The sequence below is a fragment of the Moritella sp. F3 genome, from assembly GCF_015082335.1.
Classification (GTDB): Bacteria; Pseudomonadota; Gammaproteobacteria; order Enterobacterales; family Moritellaceae; genus Moritella.
Window position 1 is genome coordinate 156,125 of the sequence record NZ_BLRL01000001.1, and the last position, 21,074, is coordinate 177,198.

Consider the following 21,074-nt stretch of genomic DNA (forward strand, 5'->3'; position numbering starts at 1 on the left):
AGACGCCATGCTAATCATGACGCCTATCCATTATTTTTTATTACTTACTGCTCAAGACATATCGTTCAAAATGTCGCTGACACTGACTTGCGCTGATTTAACTTCTGCAAGTAACTGCATATCTGCAGCAATCAATTGAATATCACAACGTGCTTTACTGCCGCGTGAACCCGATAGATCATGTTCAACTACATTAAGTCGCAGATAAAAAACTTCATCTACAACCACTTCTCGATATACAGTCCAAGCCGCTGTAACCGAAGGTAAGCTACCTAAACCAAATTGCTTGCGCACCCAGACCAACATCGCCTGATAAACCAAATCATTCGCAAAGATATTGTTGGCAGCTAAGGGGAATGCACCCTGCCTAGCTGCTGCAACATCTGTTATCTGACAAGCCAATAGCAGCCCCTTGTCATCACAAGCTAATATCTGCTTAATACCCTGCAGACTTTCACCGTGGAACAAGGTGCCATTGCTGTATAACACTTGCGCTTCATCAGCCGATTTAGATTCTGGAACCTGAAGGTTAACCGTTACCGCATCAAGAGGCTGAAAAGCTAACAATATTGTTGCTGCATAATGAAATACTGGCTTACCATCGCTTTTCAGGCTAAATATTTTAGCGGCAATACGGAGCACTGTTTCCTGTTCTGAAACAGCGGTCACAGGCGACAATTGGATTTGATAATCCGCCGCCTCATTACCATCAAAAACCACACCTTTAAACAATTTATAGTCTTCGAAACCGACATATTTTAATGCACAGTCTCGGTTACTATAAGTTGCTTGTGCTGCATCACTCATCCAGGCAATCGCGCATACCGTTGGTAATACCTGATTGCCTTTGATCATGTGGTCAGCTAAAAAGCGGTTATCGCTCACTTGAAAAGAACTGCTGTTAGTCGCTTTGATGCTTTTAATTACTAAAGCATCTGATAAACGACTAACTTGTGGCTTTTTTACAGTTGCAGCCTTTTCGTCAGCATTGGCATCTTTAGATAAATCATTACCCACAAGGATTTGTGGACAACGGTTATCATTAGCGGCTAATTCATTCAGTAATAACTGCGCACCAGCATCGAGTGGAATAATGTAAACACCACGCTGATCAAACATACGTTTTAGCTCAGGCGTTACCATGCCACCGTCCCAAGGACCCCAGTTAAAGCTCAATACTTGAGCTTGTGGGTGCAATGATTTAAAGCGGTATGCGGTTTTGTTTAAGATTTCATTAGCAATCGAGTAATCAGATTGCCCCGGATTACCGTAGAAACCAGCCGCAGATGAGAACAATACCAATTGCTTGATGTTGCTTGCTTCAGTGACAGATAACAGCGATAGCAAACCATCGATTTTAGTGCTGTATACAGACTCAAAATCACTTAGTGTTTTTTGCTCAATAAATTGGTCAGCTAAAACGCCAGCGCCATGAATGATGCCAGTGATAGCACCGAACTTAGCGATAGCTGGAGTGACTGCCGTTTGTACGCTTGCTGCATTAGTTACATCTGCAGAAACATATTCAGCTTGGCCACCAGCAGCGGTAATTGCAGACAAGGTTTGCGCAATTTCACGATTAGCTTGGATTGGTTTTATTAACTGTACGATCTTAACGGGTGTTGGTTTATCACCTGCTGCAATCAAAGCCTGCATTGCTGCTTTCTTTAATGCTGCTTCATCGTTAATACCGTTTGCCCAGCTCGGCTCATCATTTGAAAATTTTGAGCGTCCTAATAAGATGAACTTAGCTTGATACTCTTTAGCTATACGTACTACGCAATGCGCTGTTACGCCTTTTGCGCCACCACTGACTAAAAATACCGAATTAGCATCAATATTATTACCAGCAGTCAGTGCATAACTGTCAGTCGCAACACCGGTTAACGTAATGCGGGCAACACCATTTTGTTCTGCTTGTTGATAACCGACTTCAGTTAATACGCTATCCGCATCAAGTAGCTCATCACAAACAAGACTTGCAACTTGCGCTGCAGCTAATGATGTTGGCATATCTACGGCACGACAGAATACGTTATCCCATTCGTGTGACAGTGTCTTAACTAAACCGTTTAATCCGCTTTGTACTAGGTCTGTCTGTACTAGGTCTGCTTGTGCGTCATTGCTAAAACCAAGTGAACCGCCCTGCTGAGTAACGACCATGAAAGAACCACGGACTTTAGCTGCTTGAGTTACTTTACTCAATTTTGCTAACAAGAAGGCTAACATGAGGCCTTGTTTAGACGCTTGTGGGTATTCGATAGCATTAATCTCGCTACTCGCATGCAGATAGATAACGGCATCAAGTTGTGCGTTAGCTGCAATAATGTTGCTGATTTCAGTTTCATCAACAGCATTTAAAGTCACTAGGTTCACTGACTTATTAAATGCCGTCGTACTTGCTACAACCCAACTTGGTTGCAATGCTGTTACATTCCAGCCAGTTTGAAGCAGGTGTTCTGCGAGTAATACAGCGTTATCACTACCATCTGCCACGATTAAGGCATTAGCACCTTTACAATCTTGGCTTATTTTACTGATAGAGCTTAGACGAGAGATAGCAACGGTTGCGCTCGGCGCCGGTTGAAACTCTGCTTTTGGTTCTACAGCTGCCGTGATAGTAGCAACACTGTTCTGCATAAATGCATCTGACACAGCATTATTTTCAGGGCTAGTAACAACACCACTCGCCTTGCTTTGCATATAAGTTACAATTTCTTCTAACGTACGCAGTTCAGCTAAATCTTCAGGGTTTAGTTCAGGTAAATCAGTGATAATTTCCTGTACCGCACCTAGAATTTCAACACGCTTGATTGAATCAATACCAAGGTCAGCTTCCATGTCCATTGCTAATTCAAGCATATTGGCAGGATAACCAGTCTTATCTGCAACAACATCCATCATTACGTTTTGGATATGGTCTAAATCAATAGACGGTGCTGAACTTGCTACAGCAGTAGGTGCACTTTCTACAGCAACAGGAGCTGCAGGAGCTTTACTCTGCATGTAGCTAACGATTTCACCTAACGTACGTAGTTCGGCTAAGTCTTCTGGGTTTAGTTCAGGTAAGTCAGTGATGATTTCCTGTACTGCACCTAGAATTTCAACACGTTTGATTGAATCGATGCCAAGGTCTGCTTCCATATCCATAGCGAGTTCAAGCATGTCTACTGGGTAACCGGTTTTATCGGCAACCACTTCCATCATTACAGTTTGGATGTGATTTAAATCGATAGAAGGTGCAGAGCTCATTACTACAACATCAGCTACAACATCTGTTGCTGTAACTGTCTCTGCTACTGGAGCCTTGCTCTGCATGTAGCTAACGATTTCACCTAATGTGCGTAATTCAGCTAAATCTTCAGGGTTTAACTCAGGTAAATCAGTAATGATCTCCTGAACTGCACCTAAGATTTCAACACGTTTGATTGAGTCGATACCTAAGTCAGCTTCCATGTCCATGCCCAGTTCTAGCATGTCTGTTGGATAACCAGTCTTATCTGCAACAACATCCATCATCACTGTTTGAATGTGATTCAAATCGATAGACGGTGCTGAACTTGCTACACCAGTAACCGCTGTATCTGTTACAGTCGTCACTACAGGTGCACTTTCAGCTACAGGCGCTTTGCTTTGCATGTAACTAACGATTTCACCTAATGTACGTAATTCAGCTAAATCTTCAGGGTTTAGTTCAGGTAAGTCAGTAATTATCTCCTGTACTGCACCTAAGATTTCAACACGTTTGATTGAGTCGATACCTAAGTCAGCTTCCATGTCCATGCCTAGTTCTAGCATGTCTGTTGGATAGCCAGTCTTATCGGCAACCACTTCTAACATAACATTTTGGATGTGAGCTAAATCAATACCAGCAGATGCAGGCGTTGCAACAGCAGGCGCATTAGTTGCTGAAGATGTTGTTACAGGTGCAGCCGCTTGCGCTTTAACATCCATGTAGGCAACAATTTCACCAAGTGTACGTAGCTCAGCAAGATCTTCAGGATTAAGTTCAGGTAAGTCTGGGATCAGTTCCTGTACTGCGCCTAATATCTCAACACGCTTAATTGAATCGATACCTAAATCAGCTTCCATGTCCATGCTCAGTTCAAGCATATCCGTTGGATAACCAGTTTTATCTGCAACAACCTCTAGCATTACTTTGTTAATAGTTGCGACATCGATAGCCGCTTGAGCTGCGACAACTGGTGTAACAATTGGTTGTGGGATTGTTGCAACTTCTACAGTAGCCTCTGTAGCAACATACGCAGTAGTAACTGGCTCAGCCACGATAGCAACCAATGCAGGTGCTGGTGTAGCAGTAACTGCTGGAGCGATTTCTTGCGTAGGCGCTAATGCCACAGTTTGCACAGCAACCGCCGCGTTATTACTTACACTAGATACAACATTCGTCACTGTATTGGCAATAACTGGAGCAACTACTTTGTTACTAGCGGCAGCGGCTGTATTCACTACCTGAGTTACTGGGGCTGCTAACACATCAGTTTCAGCACCAGTAAGCATGGTGTTCATGTTACTCGTCTGATTGTTCAGATACGTTTCATGTACACGCAGAGTTTCTGATTGGAACTCGTTATACATAGACAGTGTACGATCTAAACTTTCCGGTAATTCATTGCTGGTTTGCGCAGCAAGTACGTTCTGTACTGTTTTCGCATAGTCTTGTGGACCCTGCATAAACTGTTCATGAACGTTTAATAACTGCTGTTGGTGTGCAACAAACTGGCCAACACTGTGTTCGATTGAAGCAACGAGATCGGCATCGCTACCATTAACAACATTGCTACTGTTAGTCGCAGAATGTGAACCGTCAGCATTAACGTAGACAATTTTTTCTACTTCAACGATACGCTCTACTTCGACAATGCGTTCTACTATCTTTTCAACTTCAACGATCTTTTCAATCACTTGTGGTTGTGGCACAACAGCAGGTGCAGCTTTGGCTTGTTTCACCGTCCAACCATCAGTTAATGCATCAGCAAACGCTTTCTTCGTTTTCGGGCTAACATAAGAAGCTGCTGATAACTTCATCAACATAGGCGATGCTTTTGGTGCAACAAGTGGACGCTTAACGGCGTCGTACGGGTCAATATTATCTAATGCGACACCAAGTACTGCCATTTGCAGAGCTGCTTGACGCATTTGCACATCAGCAGGTTGTTTTGGATTAGCATTAACGGCAATTGCCATTACATCAGATTTGTCTGCAAGGATGTTTTCAACCAATTTAGTTAATACATTCTTAGGTCCAAATTCGATAAAGATGCGACCACCATCAGCATAGATATTGTCTATTTCTTGATTGAAATGAACAGATTCCAACATATGGTTTTTCAGGTTTTTCTTAATTTCATTCGGTTTACTTGAATGCACTAAGCCTGTGCCATTAGCAAATACAGGAATGCTTGGCGCTTTAAATTTAGCGCTATCAACCGCTTTAGCAAATGGTTTTTGAGCGTGGCCAACTAATGGAGTATGGAATGCAGCAGATACCGGCAGTGGCACAACTTTAAAACCAGCATTGCTCAAGGCAGTAACAGCAACACTCACCTGCGCACTCGTACCAGCAATAACAACCTGGTTATTCGAGTTGTAGTTAGCAATAGAGACATCATCAATCGTATCAATGATAGCAGCTACTTGCAGTGGGTCACCGACAACAGCGGCCATCTTACCCGCATCAAAATCTTGTTGCTCTGGCGCAGCCATTGCTTGACCACGACTACGCGCTAACATCATGTAATCGCTTTCGCTTAATACATCTGCAGCCCATAATGCCGTTAACTCACCGAAGCTATGACCCGCAGCGAAATCAGCTTTAAAGCCTGCTTGTTGGAAAGTCTTGAACAGACCAACACTCAAGCTACCAATCGCAGGTTGTGCATGTTGAGTTAGACGTAATTGCTCTTCTTGTAGCTTACGCTCTGCATCCGTGTAAACAGGAATAGGGAAAGTCACGGCAGACAATTGGCCTAAGCCAGCCGCACAGAACTCTTTATCCATCGCTGCTGCACTGTGCATCATGCTTGGGAAGTTACAAGTTAACTCTCGTCCCATGTTCACATATTGCGAACCTTGCCCTGAGAATAGTGCAACCACTTTACCCGTTGCATCAATACCAGCTTGGCGATAGTAAACCCCAGTAGGTACTGACCATGTCGTTTTATCTGCATTAGCATTAAATTGTTTCAATGCCGTATCAATCATAGCTATCGCTTCGTTGGCATTACGCGCAACAAAACCTAAACGAGCTTGGTTAACGGAAGGCGTTTTTAACGGCCATGTTGTCACTAACTCGTTAAATACAAATGCTTGCTGGTCGGCATCGACAGCCAATTTAGTGCGCCAGTTATTTAGCTCAGCAATGATACCTTGTTGATCATTTGCCGATATCAACACAGTTTGACTCACTGAATTTAAGCGATACGCGCTATCGTGACCCGGACGGTACTCTTCTAAAATAATATGGAAGTTCGTACCACCAAAACCAAATGAACTGATACCAGCACGACGTGGAATACCATCTTCACGTGGCATCCAAGGACGCGTTTCGCTGTTTAGATATAACGGGCTATTTTTGATATCCAAAGCTTCGCTTGGCTTATCGATATGAATCGTTGCAGGTAGGATTTTATGATGTAATGCTAATGCTGCCTTGATCATACCCGCAGAACCAGCCGCAGATTTAGTATGACCAATTTGCGATTTAACTGAGCCTAACGCGATATGTTGCTTTTCATCACTGGCAGCGCCAAAGTGTTTAGTTAGACCAGCAAATTCCGCGGCATCACCCGCTTTAGTACCCGTACCATGGCCTTCAATTAGTCCACATGTTTCAGGGGCAAAACCTGCATCTTCATAAGCACGTTTCAACGCCTTTGCTTGGCCATCTGGGCGCGGAGCATAAATAGATTTGAAACGACCGTCAGAAGACGTGCCAATCCCTTTTAATACTGAATAGATTTTGTCGCCGTCACGTTCAGCATCTTCGAGACGTTTAAACGCCATCATGCCGATACCTTCACCAACGAGCATACCTTTTGAATCGTCATCAAACGGACGGATATCATCGTTAGTGGTAAAAGCCGGCGTTTTTGAGAATGACATATACATGAATGGCGAGTTATCACAACATACGCCACCCGAGATCATCACTTCTGAACGATATTCAAGTAAATCAGAGATCGCCATTTTTACTGCAGCAAGGGAGCCGGCGCATGCCGCATCAACCACACAGTTAGTACCGCCAAAATCGAAGCGGTTAGCAATTCGACCAGCAATCACGTTGCCTAACATGCCTGGGAATGAGTTCTCTTCCCAGCCGATGTAAGCTTTTTTGAATTTGTCGATGATCATAGCGCGATCATCTTCATCAACCCCTGAGGCTTTTAATACTTTTTCTAATACAGGGCCTTGTAAGCGTGAGGTTAATGGCGAAATTTGTTTCTGACCACCACCGACACCGAGCGTGATACCAATTTTATCATGGTCATAATCACTGCCTATACCGGCATCACTTAATACGTCACGAGCAACAATTAATGACAGAAGTTGTGCAATGTCAGTTAACTCTAGAATATTTGGCGGTAAACCAAATTCCATCGGATCAAAATCAAGTTCAGGGATGAAACCACCGCGTTTGCAGTATGTCTTATCCGCTGCTTTCTTGTCTGCCGAGTAATGGTCGTCAATGTTCCAGCGATCGCTAGGTACATCAATAATAGCGTCCACAGAGTCAACGATGTTATCCCAGAATTGATCCAGGTTTTTAGCATCTGCAAAAACCGATGCCATACCAATGATTGCAATCGGACATTCTTGCAAGCGAGAATTTAACTGTTGATCATCACTACTTAACACATCCTTGGCGTGCTTAATCGATGTGGTTTTCTTTTTAGCCATTGCGTTATTGCTCCTGTAAGGATCTATTTTGTGCACTAAAAACAATGCTCATCAAAACGTTCATTTGAACTCTAGATACAAACCTAGCGTACAAGTGTACTCTTAAATGGCGAAAAAAATCTACCATCGTTCATTTGATAAAATGCTTGAGGTAGATTTAGTTGTTTTAAATTTTATTCCAATCGATTTGAAATTGAACTCAAACGTTCAAAGTCCTAATTGTTATAATTTATACTTGCAACAATATACATAGCTTTAAAAATCACTACAATCCCACTAACAATGGCTAAAAAGCTAACTGATTAGACCAGGTAAACGCTAAAATAACAGATTAAAGTTTATGTTAATTTCATGACTTGGTGGATATTAGGCATGTTTTCACTCTATTTACACCATAATTAATTGCATTTAAGTTAAATTCCGTCTTTATAAAATATAAATAACTAACAAATTAATCATCTAAAATTTGTCTGATATCTCACTTTGGCGTACATTTGTACGCCTTAACACAGCTGAAAATAAATTAAAAATTACATTAAATTACACAGGTAGGCGGTTATTAAATCACAATCAAGCATTAATAGATTAAATACTCAGTTGGCATTAAGCCTAACTTAGGCAAAATAAATAGAGAAAAACAGGATAAGTTTGGATCCGTTAGTATTAATCCTTGTTCATGGCAGCTAATACATCATCAGGTATTGGTTGTAAGCGTTTTTGTTTATCTAAGCACACCATTTCAATGTCACCAATAACCGCCGCTTTAGTCGAGTTAGGACGCCAAACTTCCTGACGCCAGATAGTTTTGTATTTACCGTCGAGTACAAAGGAAGTTCGAATATCACAAACTTCAGCAAATTCGACCCCATCCTGAAAAGTCATATTGGCTTTATACACCGCAAAACCCAGGCCACGTTCATTCCAAAGTGTCGCTAATAGATCACTATCAATCACATGCTCACGTGCACGTTCAAAATATTTTAAAAAGTTAGGGTGATAAACGACACCAGAATGGTCGGTATCTTCATAATAAATTTGTACTGGATGGTGGTATATCTTTGTCATTGCAGAAATTAACTCAATTGATCAAATGGCTAAAATATATAGCATATAGATAAATGTGAAAAATAACAGGGCTATGTCATCGGATGTTATGTTGGCTGTTGTGCTAAGAGTATTGTGTTAAGAGTATTATGCGAAGGTCTTATGCTGAAAGTGCTATGTTGAAACGAGTGGAAGATATTCGAGGATAATTACATGCTGAATTAACGAGTCCTGCTTATAGTACTTATATTGACTATAAACAGAGGCTCGTTGGTGTGGAGACATTTAGTCTTCAGACACCATTTTTATATATAGCGCTTCTACTTTATCACGTGCCCAAGGGGTTTTACGTAAAAATTTAAGACTAGACTTAACACTTGGATTCTCAGTAAAACAACGAATATTGACGTAGTATCCAAGACCATCCCAACCATATTTAGCAACAAGGCTGTTAATTATGTTTTCGAGAGTTATGCCGTGAAGTGGGTTATTTATTTGAGTCATGTTTACCGTGATAAGTTGTTTATGGTTAATAGAAAATCAGTATAACACAAGATTTGGCTAAAATTAGACATCACAGAACGACTGTGAGGCTATCATTAGCCATTTTTCTAATGTATAAATCCGTGTGGCCCCGCTATTTGTCGCCGTTGCTAGCAAGTTTATCACCAAACCATTTGCTAAAGACGTTCTTTTTGACCTCGCTAGTGATGAAACTTTGTTTCAACTCCATAAGACTGTCATGTTGATCTTTTGCAGCATCATAACCAATCTGATAGATCTCCCGTAATGATTTTTCATCAGTTGCAAACGTATTGTAATTCAACAGCGCCTCAGGATAAATTTGCACATCACATTGCGACAATTTATCTAATTCAGCCCCACTGCCCTGCAGCGTAAACGCACGTAATACCACATCTTTGATACTCGAGAGTTCTTCAGCTTCAACCTGACGAATAGGCGATACGTACACGCCAATGATTTTATCGCAATCATCTTCAATAACACTTACAGGGAAGTGATTAACAATACCGCCATCTGAATACACTTGATCATCTATAATCATAGGCGAGAAAACTAAAGGGTAACTTGCCGAAGCCAGTAATGCATTAATAACGGAGCCATCTTTAAATATATGCTCTTTACCGAGTAGCATATTGGTCGCAACAATGCGTAATTCGGGGTTAAGGTACTCAAAACTATCTTCAGGGATATATTTAAGCACTTCAGGATATAATTTTGCAGGGTCTATAAAACCAGCTCGAGCGCGGGTAAACTTCCAAGAAAAAGGTTTAACATCAATGAAGAATTGCAAAATATCATCAATTTCAAGCCCTGAACAATAAAGCGCCCCAACCATAGAGCCAGCACTTGTACCCGCAATTACATTCGGTCTTATATCTTGCTCTAACAGGTATTTTAATACACCAAGATGAGCAATACCTTTCGCGCCACCGCCAGAAAGGACTAAGCCAATTTTATGTTTAGCACTATCCATCTATTTCTTTAACCCTTTAATCAACGTTAATCACTTTATATTACGCTATATTAATAGTTTATGTACCCTTTATAATACGCGCTATCGCATTCTTTATAAAAGAATTTATAAACTATAGATATAAAAAAAGAGAGCATACGCTCTCTTTTTTGTAATATCAATATGGCAACTTAAAGTTGGTGAACAGATGCCGTATTCGTTGTGCCTGATGGTACTAGTGCACCTGATACCATCACAACAATATCACCTTCTTTAGCTAGGCCAGTTGCTAGCGCAAGCTCTTTACCTTTACGGTAAAACTCATCAGTGCTATCAATCTGCTCAACGATGCAGCTGCTTACGCCTTTAGTTAGGCATAATTGTTGCGCTGCTTTTTCATTAGTTGTAATCGCTAAGATATTCGCTTTCGGGAAATATTTACGTACCGATTTAGCAGATTTACCACCGCGTGTAGCAACAACGATAAGTGGAGCAGACAATTTTTCAGTCGTCTCTACCGCGCCTTTACACACAGCTTCTGTAATACGCATGCTTTTAGCTACAATATTCGCACCTAAATCCGAAGTCATTGAGTTATCAGTACGCTCACAGATATTTGCCATGATAGACACAGCTTCAACTGGGTATTTACCTTTAGCTGTTTCGCCAGAAAGCATTACCGCATCTGTACCATCAAGTACAGCATTGGCAACATCGCCAGCTTCTGCACGTGTAGGACGTGGGTTACTGATCATTGAATCAAGCATTTGTGTTGCAGTGATTACAACTTTACCTGCTTTATTACATTTTTTGATCATCATCTTCTGTGCCATGATCACTTCTTCAACAGGGATCTCAACACCTAGATCACCACGAGCAACCATGATGCCGTCAGATTCAGCAAGGATCTCATCGAAATTATCTACACCTTCTTGGTTTTCAATTTTAGAGATAATTTGAATGTTTTCGCCACCGTGATTAAATAATACTTCACGAATTTCTCTTACGTCATCCGCTTTACGGATGAATGATGCAGCAACAAAATCAACTTCTTGCTCACAACCAAACGCAAGGTCGGCTTTATCTTTTTCAGATAATGCTGGCAGACCTACACTGATGTTAGGTAAGTTAACGCCTTTGTTTTCACCAAGTGCGCCCGTGTTTAATACTTTACATTTAACTTCAGTGTCTGTTGTTTCAGTCACTTCCATTTCAATCAAGCCGTCATCAACAAGGATGATTGCGCCAGGATTAAGGTCTTTAGCAAAGCCAGCATACGTTACAGCTACACAGTCTTTATTACCAACAACGTTAATATCTGTTGTAAATGTAAATGACTGACCAACAGTTAATATGACATCTTCACCGTTTTCTAATTTAATTGTGCGGATTTCTGGACCTTTAGTATCCAGTAAAACAGCAATCTTTTTATTTAAGTTTTCACTTACTTGACGGATATTTTGAATACGTACTGAATGTTCAGCAAAGTTACCGTGAGAGAAGTTTAAACGCATCACGTTCATGCCTGCATTAACAAGCTCTGTTAGTTTCTCTACTGATTCAGTTTTTGGACCAATTGTACAAACAATTTTAGTCTTTTTCATTCTTATAGCTCCGATGGGATATTTTATATTCTTGTAAAATTCGTGTTCTTACTTATAGTCTAGATGAGAAAGTTATTGTCATAACTGAGAATGCGACTATAAATAAATTATTTATTGAAACGAAATAGCTTTTACTGAAACGATATCGCTTTCATATGAAACCAATTATAACAAGTATCTATTAAAAAAAATAGATAGCGTTACGTAAAGAAAGGTAGAATCTATACCTAGATCAAGTTTATTCGACTCTTAAGACTAAAAACAAAGCAAGTACAGGCTAAATCATCATTAGATGTTACGTAAATGGCTTTTTTGTTATTACTTTGGGGGGTATTCAGTGGGGAATAAACACCATATACAACGAAGCTTATGGTGTTTATTAAACTTAATTAGTAGATCTTTTTACCATCTGGACGAGTTCTCAATAACCTGAGTGTCCACATGTATTGGTCAACACCACAATTAATTAAGGCTTCGATCTCTTTATTCATCATCACAGCATCCTGCTCTGGACTTTCCGATGGGAAGTTTTGCATTGCTGGTCGAATAAAGGTCTCGAATTTACCCAATGATTCATTATACGCAGCATAAACAGGAACAACCACAGCATCTGTTTTTTCCGCAAGTTTTCCCATCACAGGCAATGTGGCTTTTTGAGTAGCAAATAAAGGGGCAAACACGCTGCGTTTAGGACCATGATCTTCATCAGGTAAATAGTAACAACTTTCGCCACTTTTAAGTGACTTAATCAAAGCCCCTAGCCCAGCCTTACGGTGATAAACGGTGCCACCAAACATAGCGCGTTGGCGTGTCATCAGCCAATCGAACAGCTCATTATCAGAGTTGTTAAACATAGTACAAAATGGCGCGCCATAAGAAGCAATGTGTAGACCTGCAAAATCAATAGCGAAACTATGCGGCACTAATAAGATACAAGCCTTACCCTGTTCAAGTAATGGGAATAAATTCTCACCACCATGAACAATCATACGATTACGATTATAGGCACGGCTACGGGCACTTGGCTCTGCATAGCTTAAGATCGTTTGACAAAAAGTAACTAGATTGACCATGATAATACGGTCTTGCTCTGCATCATCCATTTCAGGAAAACACATAGATAAATTGATCTTTGCTACCTTCTTGCGCTTCGCCATCATTTTTAGACTAAATAATTTTGTTGCTATAAATCGGGCAAACTTATCGCGAGGCTTCACGGGCATAAAAGCTAATAAGTATATTGCAAACACGCCGAACCACACAGGCCAAAACTTAGGTAGCAAAAACGTCTTTTTAAAAGAAAGGTCGTACGGTTTATATTTATCAGACATATAATTTTATTAAACCTATTTAAATTACAAAAATATTACAGAGAACAAGCTGATTAGTTTATGCAGTTATGCTAGCAAAACCAACTGTTTTTTAAATTTCTATACTATGTGTCGTGTTTTAGTACGTTATTAATCAATGCTAATAGCTAAATTTAGCTGTAATTTCATCATTTAGTGTAAAAAAAGCTGTTCAACTCATTCATTTTACATATATTTTACACTTATCCCAAATTGCCATTGAGATATAGCGGTTTATCATGATAAATTTAATGTATGTGGATTATTATTGTTTTTAAATTATTTACTTATAACGTTTAAAACACTAATTAGTATCACCTTGCGTTGAATGGATTCAATCGTGCCTGCTTTATACATTAAGGTCTACATTGGTCTATTACCTCGCCACTACAATTAATGGATCTTCACTTTTACGCCATTAAATTATCGATTCCACATTGAAATGCATTTTTTATAAATGTTTTATCATTAAAGTTTGCATTAAATCTACAATGTGGCAAATTAGACACACTATTTAGAAAGTTAGCTGCAGACGCAGCATTAGAAGGAATTAGTTATGTGCTCAATATTCGGAATTCTAGACATCAAGTCAGACATTAAACCTCTTCGCGAACAAGCACTAGAACTATCAAAGTTACTACGTCACCGCGGCCCAGATTGGTCAGGTATCTATACAAGTGACAATGCGATTTTAGTTCATGAACGCCTTGCTATTGTTGATGTAAATAATGGTGCACAACCGCTATACAATGAAGAAAAGACGCACGTACTTGCTGTTAATGGTGAAATTTATAACCATAAAGATTTAAAGAAAACACTGAACGTAGACTTTGAATTCCAAACAGAATCAGACTGCGAAGTGATCCTTGCGCTATATAAAGAAAAAGGCACGCAATTTTTAGATGATCTAAATGGTATTTTTGCTTTCGCTTTATATGACGAAACTGAAGACGCTTACCTGATTGGCCGTGACCATATTGGTATCATCCCACTTTATACTGGCTATGATGAACACGGTAACTTTTATGTTGCATCTGAGATGAAAGCATTAGTGCCAATTTGTACTCAAATTGAAGAGTTCCCAGCAGGCCACTACCTCTGGAGTAAAGATGGTGTAGTAACGCCTTATTACCAACGTGATTGGAAAGAATTTGATAACGTTGCACAAAATGGTGGTGATAAAAGCATTGTTAAAAAAGGTTTAGAAGATGCAGTTAAACGTCAACTAATGTGTGATGTGCCTTACGGCGTATTATTATCAGGCGGTTTGGATTCTTCTGTTATTTCTGCAATCACGCAACAGTATGCAAAGCGTCGTATCGAAGACGGTGGTAAAACTGAAGCATGGTGGCCACAACTACACTCTTTCTCTGTGGGTCTAAATGGCTCTCCAGATTTAGCGGCTGCGCAAAAAGTTGCAGATCATTTAGGTACTATCCATCACTCAATTGAGTTCACAGTGCAAGAAGGTATCGATGCATTACGTGATGTGATTTACCACATTGAAACTTACGATGTAACGACTATTCGTGCATCAACGCCAATGTACTTAATGGCACGTAAAATTAAAGCTATGGGCATTAAGATGGTTCTTTCTGGAGAAGGTGCTGATGAATTGTTCGGTGGTTACCTGTACTTCCACAAAGCGCCAAATGCTAAAGAATTCCATGAAGAGACTGTACGTAAAGTAAATAAACTACATATGTTTGATTGCTTACGAGCGAACAAGTCAATGGCAGCTTGGGGAATCGAAGCCCGTGTACCTTTCTTAGATAAAGAGTTTGTTGATGCTTCAATGCGCCTAAACCCTGAACTAAAAATGATCACTGGTGACCGAATTGAGAAAAACATCATTCGTGAAGCATTTGAAGACTTGCTACCAGAAGAAATTGTATGGCGTCAAAAAGAACAATTCTCTGATGGTGTTGGCTATTCTTGGATTGACCAACTTAAAGTGCACGTTGAAGAAGCGGTAACGGACCAAATGCTAGCAAGTGCAGCATTTAAGTTCCCAATCAACACACCAGATACGAAAGAAGGTTACTACTATCGTGCCATCTTTGAAGATCACTTCCCTGGTGACTCTGCAGCGAAATGCGTACCATTTGGTAAGTCTGTTGCTTGTTCAACTGTAGAAGCATTGGCGTGGGATGAAAGTTTCCAAAACAATGCTGATCCATCGGGTCGTGCTGCTGGTGTTCACAACGAAGCATATGAAGACTAATACGATTTAGTACTCAATAGTCATCAATCAAAACAGCACTCCGGTGCTGTTTTTTTATTTATATACGAAAACTCCTAAAAAGACTCATGCGCTTAAACACGAATACGTAAGCATAAAAAAACGCCAATACTTTAAGTATTGGCGTTTTTATTTAAAAGAAGCCCTTTATGTCATAGGACTGCTTAATCAATAAATATAAACAGTGCGTTTATTTCTCTAGAATTGCAGTTATACCTTGACCACCAGCGGCACAAATCGAGATCAAACCACGACCAGAACCTTTCTGATCAAGCAATTGTGCTAGCGTAGCGACAACACGACCGCCAGTAGCTGCAAATGGGTGACCCGTTGCTAAGCTGCTACCTTTCACGTTTAGCTTAGTCATATCAATTGAGCCAAGCGCAGCATCTAGACCTAGTTTTTCTTTACAGAATTTTTCATCTTCCCAAGCTGCTAATGTTGATAAAACTTGTGCAGCGAATGCTTCATGAATTTCATAATAATCGAAATCTTGTAATGTAAGACCTGCACGCTTAAGCATTTTTGGTACAGCATAAGCAGGCGCCATTAATAGGCCTTCTTTCTTATCCACGAAGTCGATTGCTGCCGTCTCGCCAAATGTTAGATAAGCTTGTACTGGTAAGTTGTGTGCAGCAGCCCACTCTTCACTTGCAAGTAATACAGCAGATGCGCCATCAGTAAGGTTCGTGCTGTTACCCGCCGTCATTGTGCCGTTAACTTTATCAAAACACGGCTTTAATTTAGCCAGTTTCTCAACAGTTGTGTCTGCACGTAATACATTATCTTTCGTTAGGCCAGCCATAGGTGACACTAACGTATCGAAGAAACCTTCTTCATATGCTGCAGCTAATTTTTGATGACTTGCACAAGCCAATGCATCTTGTGCTTCACGTGAGATATTCCACTCTTTCGCTGTTACTTGACAGTGATCGCCCATCGCCATTTTGGTACGCGGTTCTTTATTTGCTGGCGTTAGTGGCGCAAAGTGTTTTAGACGTAGACGAGATAGTGCTTTCAAACGTTGTTTACCCGTTTTAGCTCGATTAAGCTCAAGTAATACACTGCGCATACCTTCACTCACTGCAATCGGTGCGTCAGATGTCGTATCAGAGCCACCAGCAATACCGGCTTCTATTTGACCAAGCGCAATTTTGTTTGCTACTTGGATAGCAGCTGCTAGACCAGTACCACAAGCTTGCTGAATATCATAACAAGGTGTTTCAGGTGCAAGACCTGCACTTAGCACGGCTTCACGTGTTAAGTTAAAATCACGAGAATGCTTAATGACTGCGCCAGCAACAACTTCGCCAAGCTGCTCACCACGTAGGTTATATTTAACTACTAAGCCACGGATAGTTTCCGTCAGCATGTCTTGGTTACTTAGTTTTGAATATGCTGTATTTGAACGTGCAAACGGGATACGGTTACCGCCGATAATTGCTACTCTTCTTATTGTTTGACCTGTCATGGTTTATTCCTTTAATTAAAATGACTTATATATGCCCGTAGCACATTAGACGTAAGATACAATAATGTAACATTGTTGATACAAGTTTAAAATAAAAACTCTAACTTGGTTATTTGTTGATCAGAGTGTTATCGTTATGCATAAAGAAAAGGCATTGATTGCAACGAGTTAATTCACAGCAAATGATCACAACATCAGAATTTATTTATTATTTAGTTATACTATACCGATTTACGATGTAATGAACTGGTCTATTTATTATTACGTGGTGGCAGATAAGTCATAGCCATCAGATAATTTTAAACACATGCTCATCTTCGATATTCAGGCTGTTCACTATAACAAGGATCAAAAAATGACGGACACATACGCAAAACTAGCTAATGGCAAGTGGACATCAGGCTTATTTAAAGCTCTTAATCTTCCCCAACCTGTCACCTTGGCACGATTCACTGAGGGCTCAGATCTCATCTCTGGTAATGTACTCATCGGCGCGGCAAGCAATTGCGAATTAGTTAAACCTATAATTCACACACTTAAAGATGCTCAACTCACTATTAGTTACCCTAATAGCACATCAAAGTTGGCTAACCTTAATGCACAATTCAATGCTGCATCACTACAAGCCACACCAATCAGTCTAAATGCCATCGCTAAGTCTGACAGATTCAACGGTATAATATTTGATGCATCAGGGATAAAAACAAGTAACGAATTAAGTGCATTACATCGGTTTTTTCAACCTGTTATTAAGCAACTTGCCCCCTGTAGTCGAGTGATCGTATTAGGCCGTCCCAGTGCACATATAAAAGAAGTCAGTAATGCAACAGCGCAGCGTTCGCTAGAAGGATTCTGCCGCAGTTTAGCGAAGGAAATAGGTAAGAATGGCAGCACCTGTCAACTTATCTATGTGCAACCTGGCAGTGAAATGTTATTAGAGGCTCCCCTGCGCTTCTTAACCTCAGCAAAATCAGCCTATATCTCAGCACAGGTGATTAACGTAAAACCCGGTACAGTAGAAGGAACTATTAACTCGGCAAAGCCACTGCAAGGAAAAACCGCCCTTGTGACAGGCGCATCTCGTGGTATCGGAGCGGCTATTGCTGAGACACTTGCTCGCGATGGCGCACATGTTATTTGCTTAGATATACCCGCATTAAAACAAGATCTTGAAAAGATAACCCACCGCTTAAAAGGTAATAGTATTATTGCAGATATAACCACTGCAGATGCCCCAGATATTATCGCTGAATTTGTACGAGAACATCCACTTGATATCATCGTACATAATGCAGGTGTAACAAAAGATAAAACGCTTGCCCGTATGACAAATAATCATTGGGACGTACTGATGGATATTAATTTGTCGGCAATGGAAAGGATCAACGAGCGACTGTTAAACGAAGATCTACTGAACGAATACGGCCGTATTATTTGTGTTTCTTCGATGAGTGGTATTGCCGGTAATTTTGGCCAGACTAATTATGCAACGTCTAAGGCTGCAGTCATTGGCTATGTCGATGCAATGCAAACGCCGCTTGCAGCGAAACACATTACCATAAATGCCGTGGCACCAGGTTTTATTGAAACAAAAATGACAGCAGCTATTCCGTTTACAGTCCGTGAAGCTGGTCGTCGCATGAATTCATTAAAACAAGGGGGGAAACCTGTTGATGTTGCTGAAGCGATTGCCTTTTTTGCTCAACCTCAGGCGGCTGGTGTGACAGGTAATACCATCAGAATTTGCGGCCAATCATTAATCGGCGCTTAGTTTAGTAAATAATGTCAAATAGTTAACTCAAGTATTTCACTTTAGTACTTGAGTTAACTCTCTTGAGATCTGCCACTTCATTCTGATTTTATTTTGAATTATTAGCCACGTGTTTACTACGGCGGTATTCAATTGGCGTCATTTTTACCCAGCGCTTAAAGGCTCGATAAAAAGTACTTGGTTCAGAAAACCCAGTGAGATACACAATCTGATCGATAGATTCGTCTGTGTTCGCCAACAGTTTTTTTGATAACTCACAACGGAAATCAGCTAATATTTGATTAAAGTTATAATCAATGTCAGCCAGTTTAGCCCTTAACATACGCGGTTTCATGTCAAGTTCCGTGGCGATGCTTTCTAATGTCACCACGCCAGATTCAAGTTGCTGTGCAATCACCTTTCGTACTTTATCCACTAAATCTTGCAGTTCTAACTTGGCGACTTTACGGCTTGCAAGCTGATCGTGTAACGCGAATAGCTCAGGTTCTGCATGCGAAGAAGGACGCTCAAGTAAATCAGCATCGAAATAAATATAATTATCTTCTGCAGAAAACTCAATGGGACATGTGAATACGTTGGTATAGGCAGTAATATCTTTTGGCCGAGCATGAGCAAAGGCTATTTTTGTTGCCTTAAATTCAGATTCTGTCACATATAAACAAAATTTAAATGCGCCTATCACTAAGCAATCGTTCAAATGACGATTAGCATCTTCCGTTAAACCATCTAAGTTCACAGATAATCGCGCTTCATTGCCTTCCGTCTTAATAGAGACACTCGCAGCATCACTGATTAATCGAAAATATTTTGTTGCGCGTTCCCAGCCAGTACCGAACGTCGGGCTACTAAGGAAAAGATACTGTAATACCTGCCCCGTGAAGACGGGCATTCTCTCACCGAGTGAGATTCCAATGTTAGGATCTTGTGATATGTCTTCTAATACTTGCCAAAAATGTGTCTGTGCATCATTAGGAGTGCGAAGGTCTTTATCATTCAACACCTCTTCACTTATGTTACAACGAGAAAGTACTTCAGTTACATCAATCTCTAACTCTTTCATTGCCTCATAAGCAATGCGTAATAACATACCCGCATCTTGCATAATTTATCCACTTTTAGCTCTATTCTTTATTCAGTTAATCACTTTAACACTATCAAAGGTATGAGTAACGAGTTTAGCAGAAGTATTTGACCGAACTGCCATAAACCGATTACGGATTCGCCAATTTAACTTCTCAAGTAAAATGATAACATAAATGCAACATATTCTAATGTGAATTATTTCAATGCGGCCTAGCCAGTTAACAAAACAACCGATCATCTCGCTGTTATATTTGAAAGCAGCGGTCAATTCGATCGTAAAAACGCAGACAAACACTTGGTCGACACAGTCGTGTACTGAGCAATTTAGCATTAGTGGGCAAAGAATAAATCCGAAAAATTTAAAGCAGTACATTAAATGTTGCGGATTTAATAGCACAAATTACGTCCCTGTGACTTATCCATTTGTGATGACTTTCCCATTATTGATGAAACTAATGACATCAACACTGTTCCCCATCTCCATATTAGGGCTCATCCATTATAGAAACCGCATGACACAACACCAACCGATAGCATTAAACGCGATATACACGAGTATATGCAGGCTGAGTAAGGATCGCATAACAGATACCGGACGTTTCATTGACATTCAAATTGATGTTTTTGTAGATGGACAATTAGCGTGGGAATGTACATCTACATTCTTACAAAAAACGAAAAAACCAGGCACTGCTCGAGTATCTCAACGCTCCGGCAGCGTGCAAATAATGAATACAGCAACGAGTAATTCTTTCGAGCCTATTTCATCGTTTAAATTTAGTTCTTTTGACGCATACAAATATGCTTATGTATCCAAAGACACAAATCCAATCCATTTACATTTTATCCCTGCGAAAATAATGGGGTTTAAAGCATCAATTGTACATGGCATGTTTGCCAAAGCACGCGTGCTCGCACAGTTAGAAAACTTGATTGATATTCAACATATTAGTATTGATGTTCAATTTAAAAATGCTATTTTTTTACCCGCTCAAGTTTGTTTGAACGTCGTATTATCACAGCAGAACAACACATTTAGTCTAACCGACTTAAACCAAGACGTGACACATTTAACAGGTGTCATAACCCCTCTTCTTAATAAAACGAATTAGC

Annotated in this window: 11 protein-coding genes; 3 read left to right on the forward strand and 8 right to left on the reverse strand. The window is 40.3% G+C overall.

Annotation, left to right across the window (positions count from 1 at the left end; all coding sequences use genetic code 11):
- Nucleotides 1-51: 51 nt before the first annotated feature.
- From JFU56_RS00690 to lpxM, 6 genes are all read right to left on the reverse strand, one after another.
- Entirely contained in the window at nt 52-7,920 is a 7,869-nt protein-coding gene (locus JFU56_RS00690) for a type I polyketide synthase (protein ID WP_198435373.1), read from the reverse strand.
- Nucleotides 7,921-8,583: 663 nt separating this feature from the next.
- Nucleotides 8,584-8,985 carry a thioesterase family protein gene (locus JFU56_RS00695; RefSeq protein WP_198435374.1) on the reverse strand — a complete coding sequence of 134 codons (402 nt, stop codon included), beginning with the start codon at nt 8,983-8,985 and terminating at the stop codon, nt 8,584-8,586.
- 264 nt (nt 8,986-9,249) lie between these two features.
- Nucleotides 9,250-9,468 carry a VF530 family DNA-binding protein gene (locus JFU56_RS00700; protein WP_198435375.1) on the reverse strand — a complete coding sequence of 73 codons (219 nt, stop codon included), beginning with the start codon at nt 9,466-9,468 and terminating at the stop codon, nt 9,250-9,252.
- A gap of 133 nt (nt 9,469-9,601) precedes the next feature.
- Nucleotides 9,602-10,462 (reverse strand): patatin-like phospholipase family protein, encoded by an 861-nt coding sequence (locus tag JFU56_RS00705; protein WP_198435376.1) that lies wholly within the window; start codon nt 10,460-10,462, stop codon nt 9,602-9,604.
- A 170-nt stretch (nt 10,463-10,632) separates the two neighbouring features.
- Entirely contained in the window at nt 10,633-12,045 is a 1,413-nt protein-coding gene (gene pykF / locus JFU56_RS00710) for a pyruvate kinase PykF (protein ID WP_198435377.1), read from the reverse strand.
- Between the two features lie 389 nt (nt 12,046-12,434).
- Nucleotides 12,435-13,376, reverse strand: coding sequence for a lauroyl-Kdo(2)-lipid IV(A) myristoyltransferase (gene lpxM / locus JFU56_RS00715; protein WP_198435378.1), 942 nt, complete (start codon nt 13,374-13,376; stop codon nt 12,435-12,437).
- Between the two features lie 574 nt (nt 13,377-13,950).
- Here lpxM and asnB point away from each other — a divergent pair.
- A complete protein-coding gene (asnB, locus tag JFU56_RS00720) occupies nt 13,951-15,618 on the forward strand; it encodes an asparagine synthase B (protein ID WP_198435379.1) in 1,668 nt (555 codons plus the stop codon).
- Nucleotides 15,619-15,826: 208 nt separating this feature from the next.
- Here asnB and JFU56_RS00725 read toward each other — a convergent pair whose 3' ends face one another.
- Nucleotides 15,827-17,107, reverse strand: coding sequence for an acetyl-CoA C-acetyltransferase (locus JFU56_RS00725; protein WP_017223546.1), 1,281 nt, complete (start codon nt 17,105-17,107; stop codon nt 15,827-15,829).
- A 355-nt stretch (nt 17,108-17,462) separates the two neighbouring features.
- Between JFU56_RS00725 and JFU56_RS00730 the strand changes: the two genes are divergently transcribed.
- Nucleotides 17,463-18,878 carry a 3-oxoacyl-ACP reductase gene (locus tag JFU56_RS00730; protein ID WP_198435380.1) on the forward strand — a complete coding sequence of 472 codons (1,416 nt, stop codon included), beginning with the start codon at nt 17,463-17,465 and terminating at the stop codon, nt 18,876-18,878.
- 88 nt (nt 18,879-18,966) lie between these two features.
- On the opposite strand, the gene JFU56_RS00735 is transcribed toward JFU56_RS00730, so the two are convergent.
- The gene (locus tag JFU56_RS00735) at nt 18,967-19,980 is read right to left on the reverse strand and encodes an AraC family transcriptional regulator (protein ID WP_198435381.1); all 1,014 of its coding nucleotides are present in this window, start codon (nt 19,978-19,980) and stop codon (nt 18,967-18,969) included.
- Nucleotides 19,981-20,473: 493 nt separating this feature from the next.
- On the opposite strand from JFU56_RS00735, the gene JFU56_RS00740 reads away from it, so the two are divergent.
- The gene (locus JFU56_RS00740) at nt 20,474-21,073 is read left to right on the forward strand and encodes a MaoC/PaaZ C-terminal domain-containing protein (RefSeq protein ID WP_242065781.1); all 600 of its coding nucleotides are present in this window, start codon (nt 20,474-20,476) and stop codon (nt 21,071-21,073) included.
- Nucleotide 21,074: the final 1 nt, after the last annotated feature.

Excerpts from the sequence above, each read along its gene's own strand:
- pykF (WP_198435377.1), bottom strand. The coding sequence starts at position 12,045 with ATGAAAAAGACTAAAATTGTTTGTACAATTGGTCCAAAAACTGAATCA.
- JFU56_RS00725 (WP_017223546.1), bottom strand. The coding sequence starts at position 17,107 with ATGACAGGTCAAACAATAAGAAGAGTAGCAATTATCGGCGGTAACCGT.
- JFU56_RS00700 (WP_198435375.1), bottom strand. The coding sequence starts at position 9,468 with ATGACTCAAATAAATAACCCACTTCACGGCATAACTCTCGAAAACATA.
- JFU56_RS00695 (WP_198435374.1), bottom strand. The coding sequence starts at position 8,985 with ATGACAAAGATATACCACCATCCAGTACAAATTTATTATGAAGATACC.
- JFU56_RS00730 (WP_198435380.1), top strand. The coding sequence starts at position 17,463 with ATGACGGACACATACGCAAAACTAGCTAATGGCAAGTGGACATCAGGC.
- JFU56_RS00705 (WP_198435376.1), bottom strand. The coding sequence starts at position 10,462 with ATGGATAGTGCTAAACATAAAATTGGCTTAGTCCTTTCTGGCGGTGGC.
- lpxM (WP_198435378.1), bottom strand. The coding sequence starts at position 13,376 with ATGTCTGATAAATATAAACCGTACGACCTTTCTTTTAAAAAGACGTTT.
- JFU56_RS00690 (WP_198435373.1), bottom strand. The coding sequence starts at position 7,920 with ATGGCTAAAAAGAAAACCACATCGATTAAGCACGCCAAGGATGTGTTA.
- JFU56_RS00740 (WP_242065781.1), top strand. The coding sequence starts at position 20,474 with ATGACACAACACCAACCGATAGCATTAAACGCGATATACACGAGTATA.
- asnB (WP_198435379.1), top strand. The coding sequence starts at position 13,951 with ATGTGCTCAATATTCGGAATTCTAGACATCAAGTCAGACATTAAACCT.
- JFU56_RS00735 (WP_198435381.1), bottom strand. The coding sequence starts at position 19,980 with ATGCAAGATGCGGGTATGTTATTACGCATTGCTTATGAGGCAATGAAA.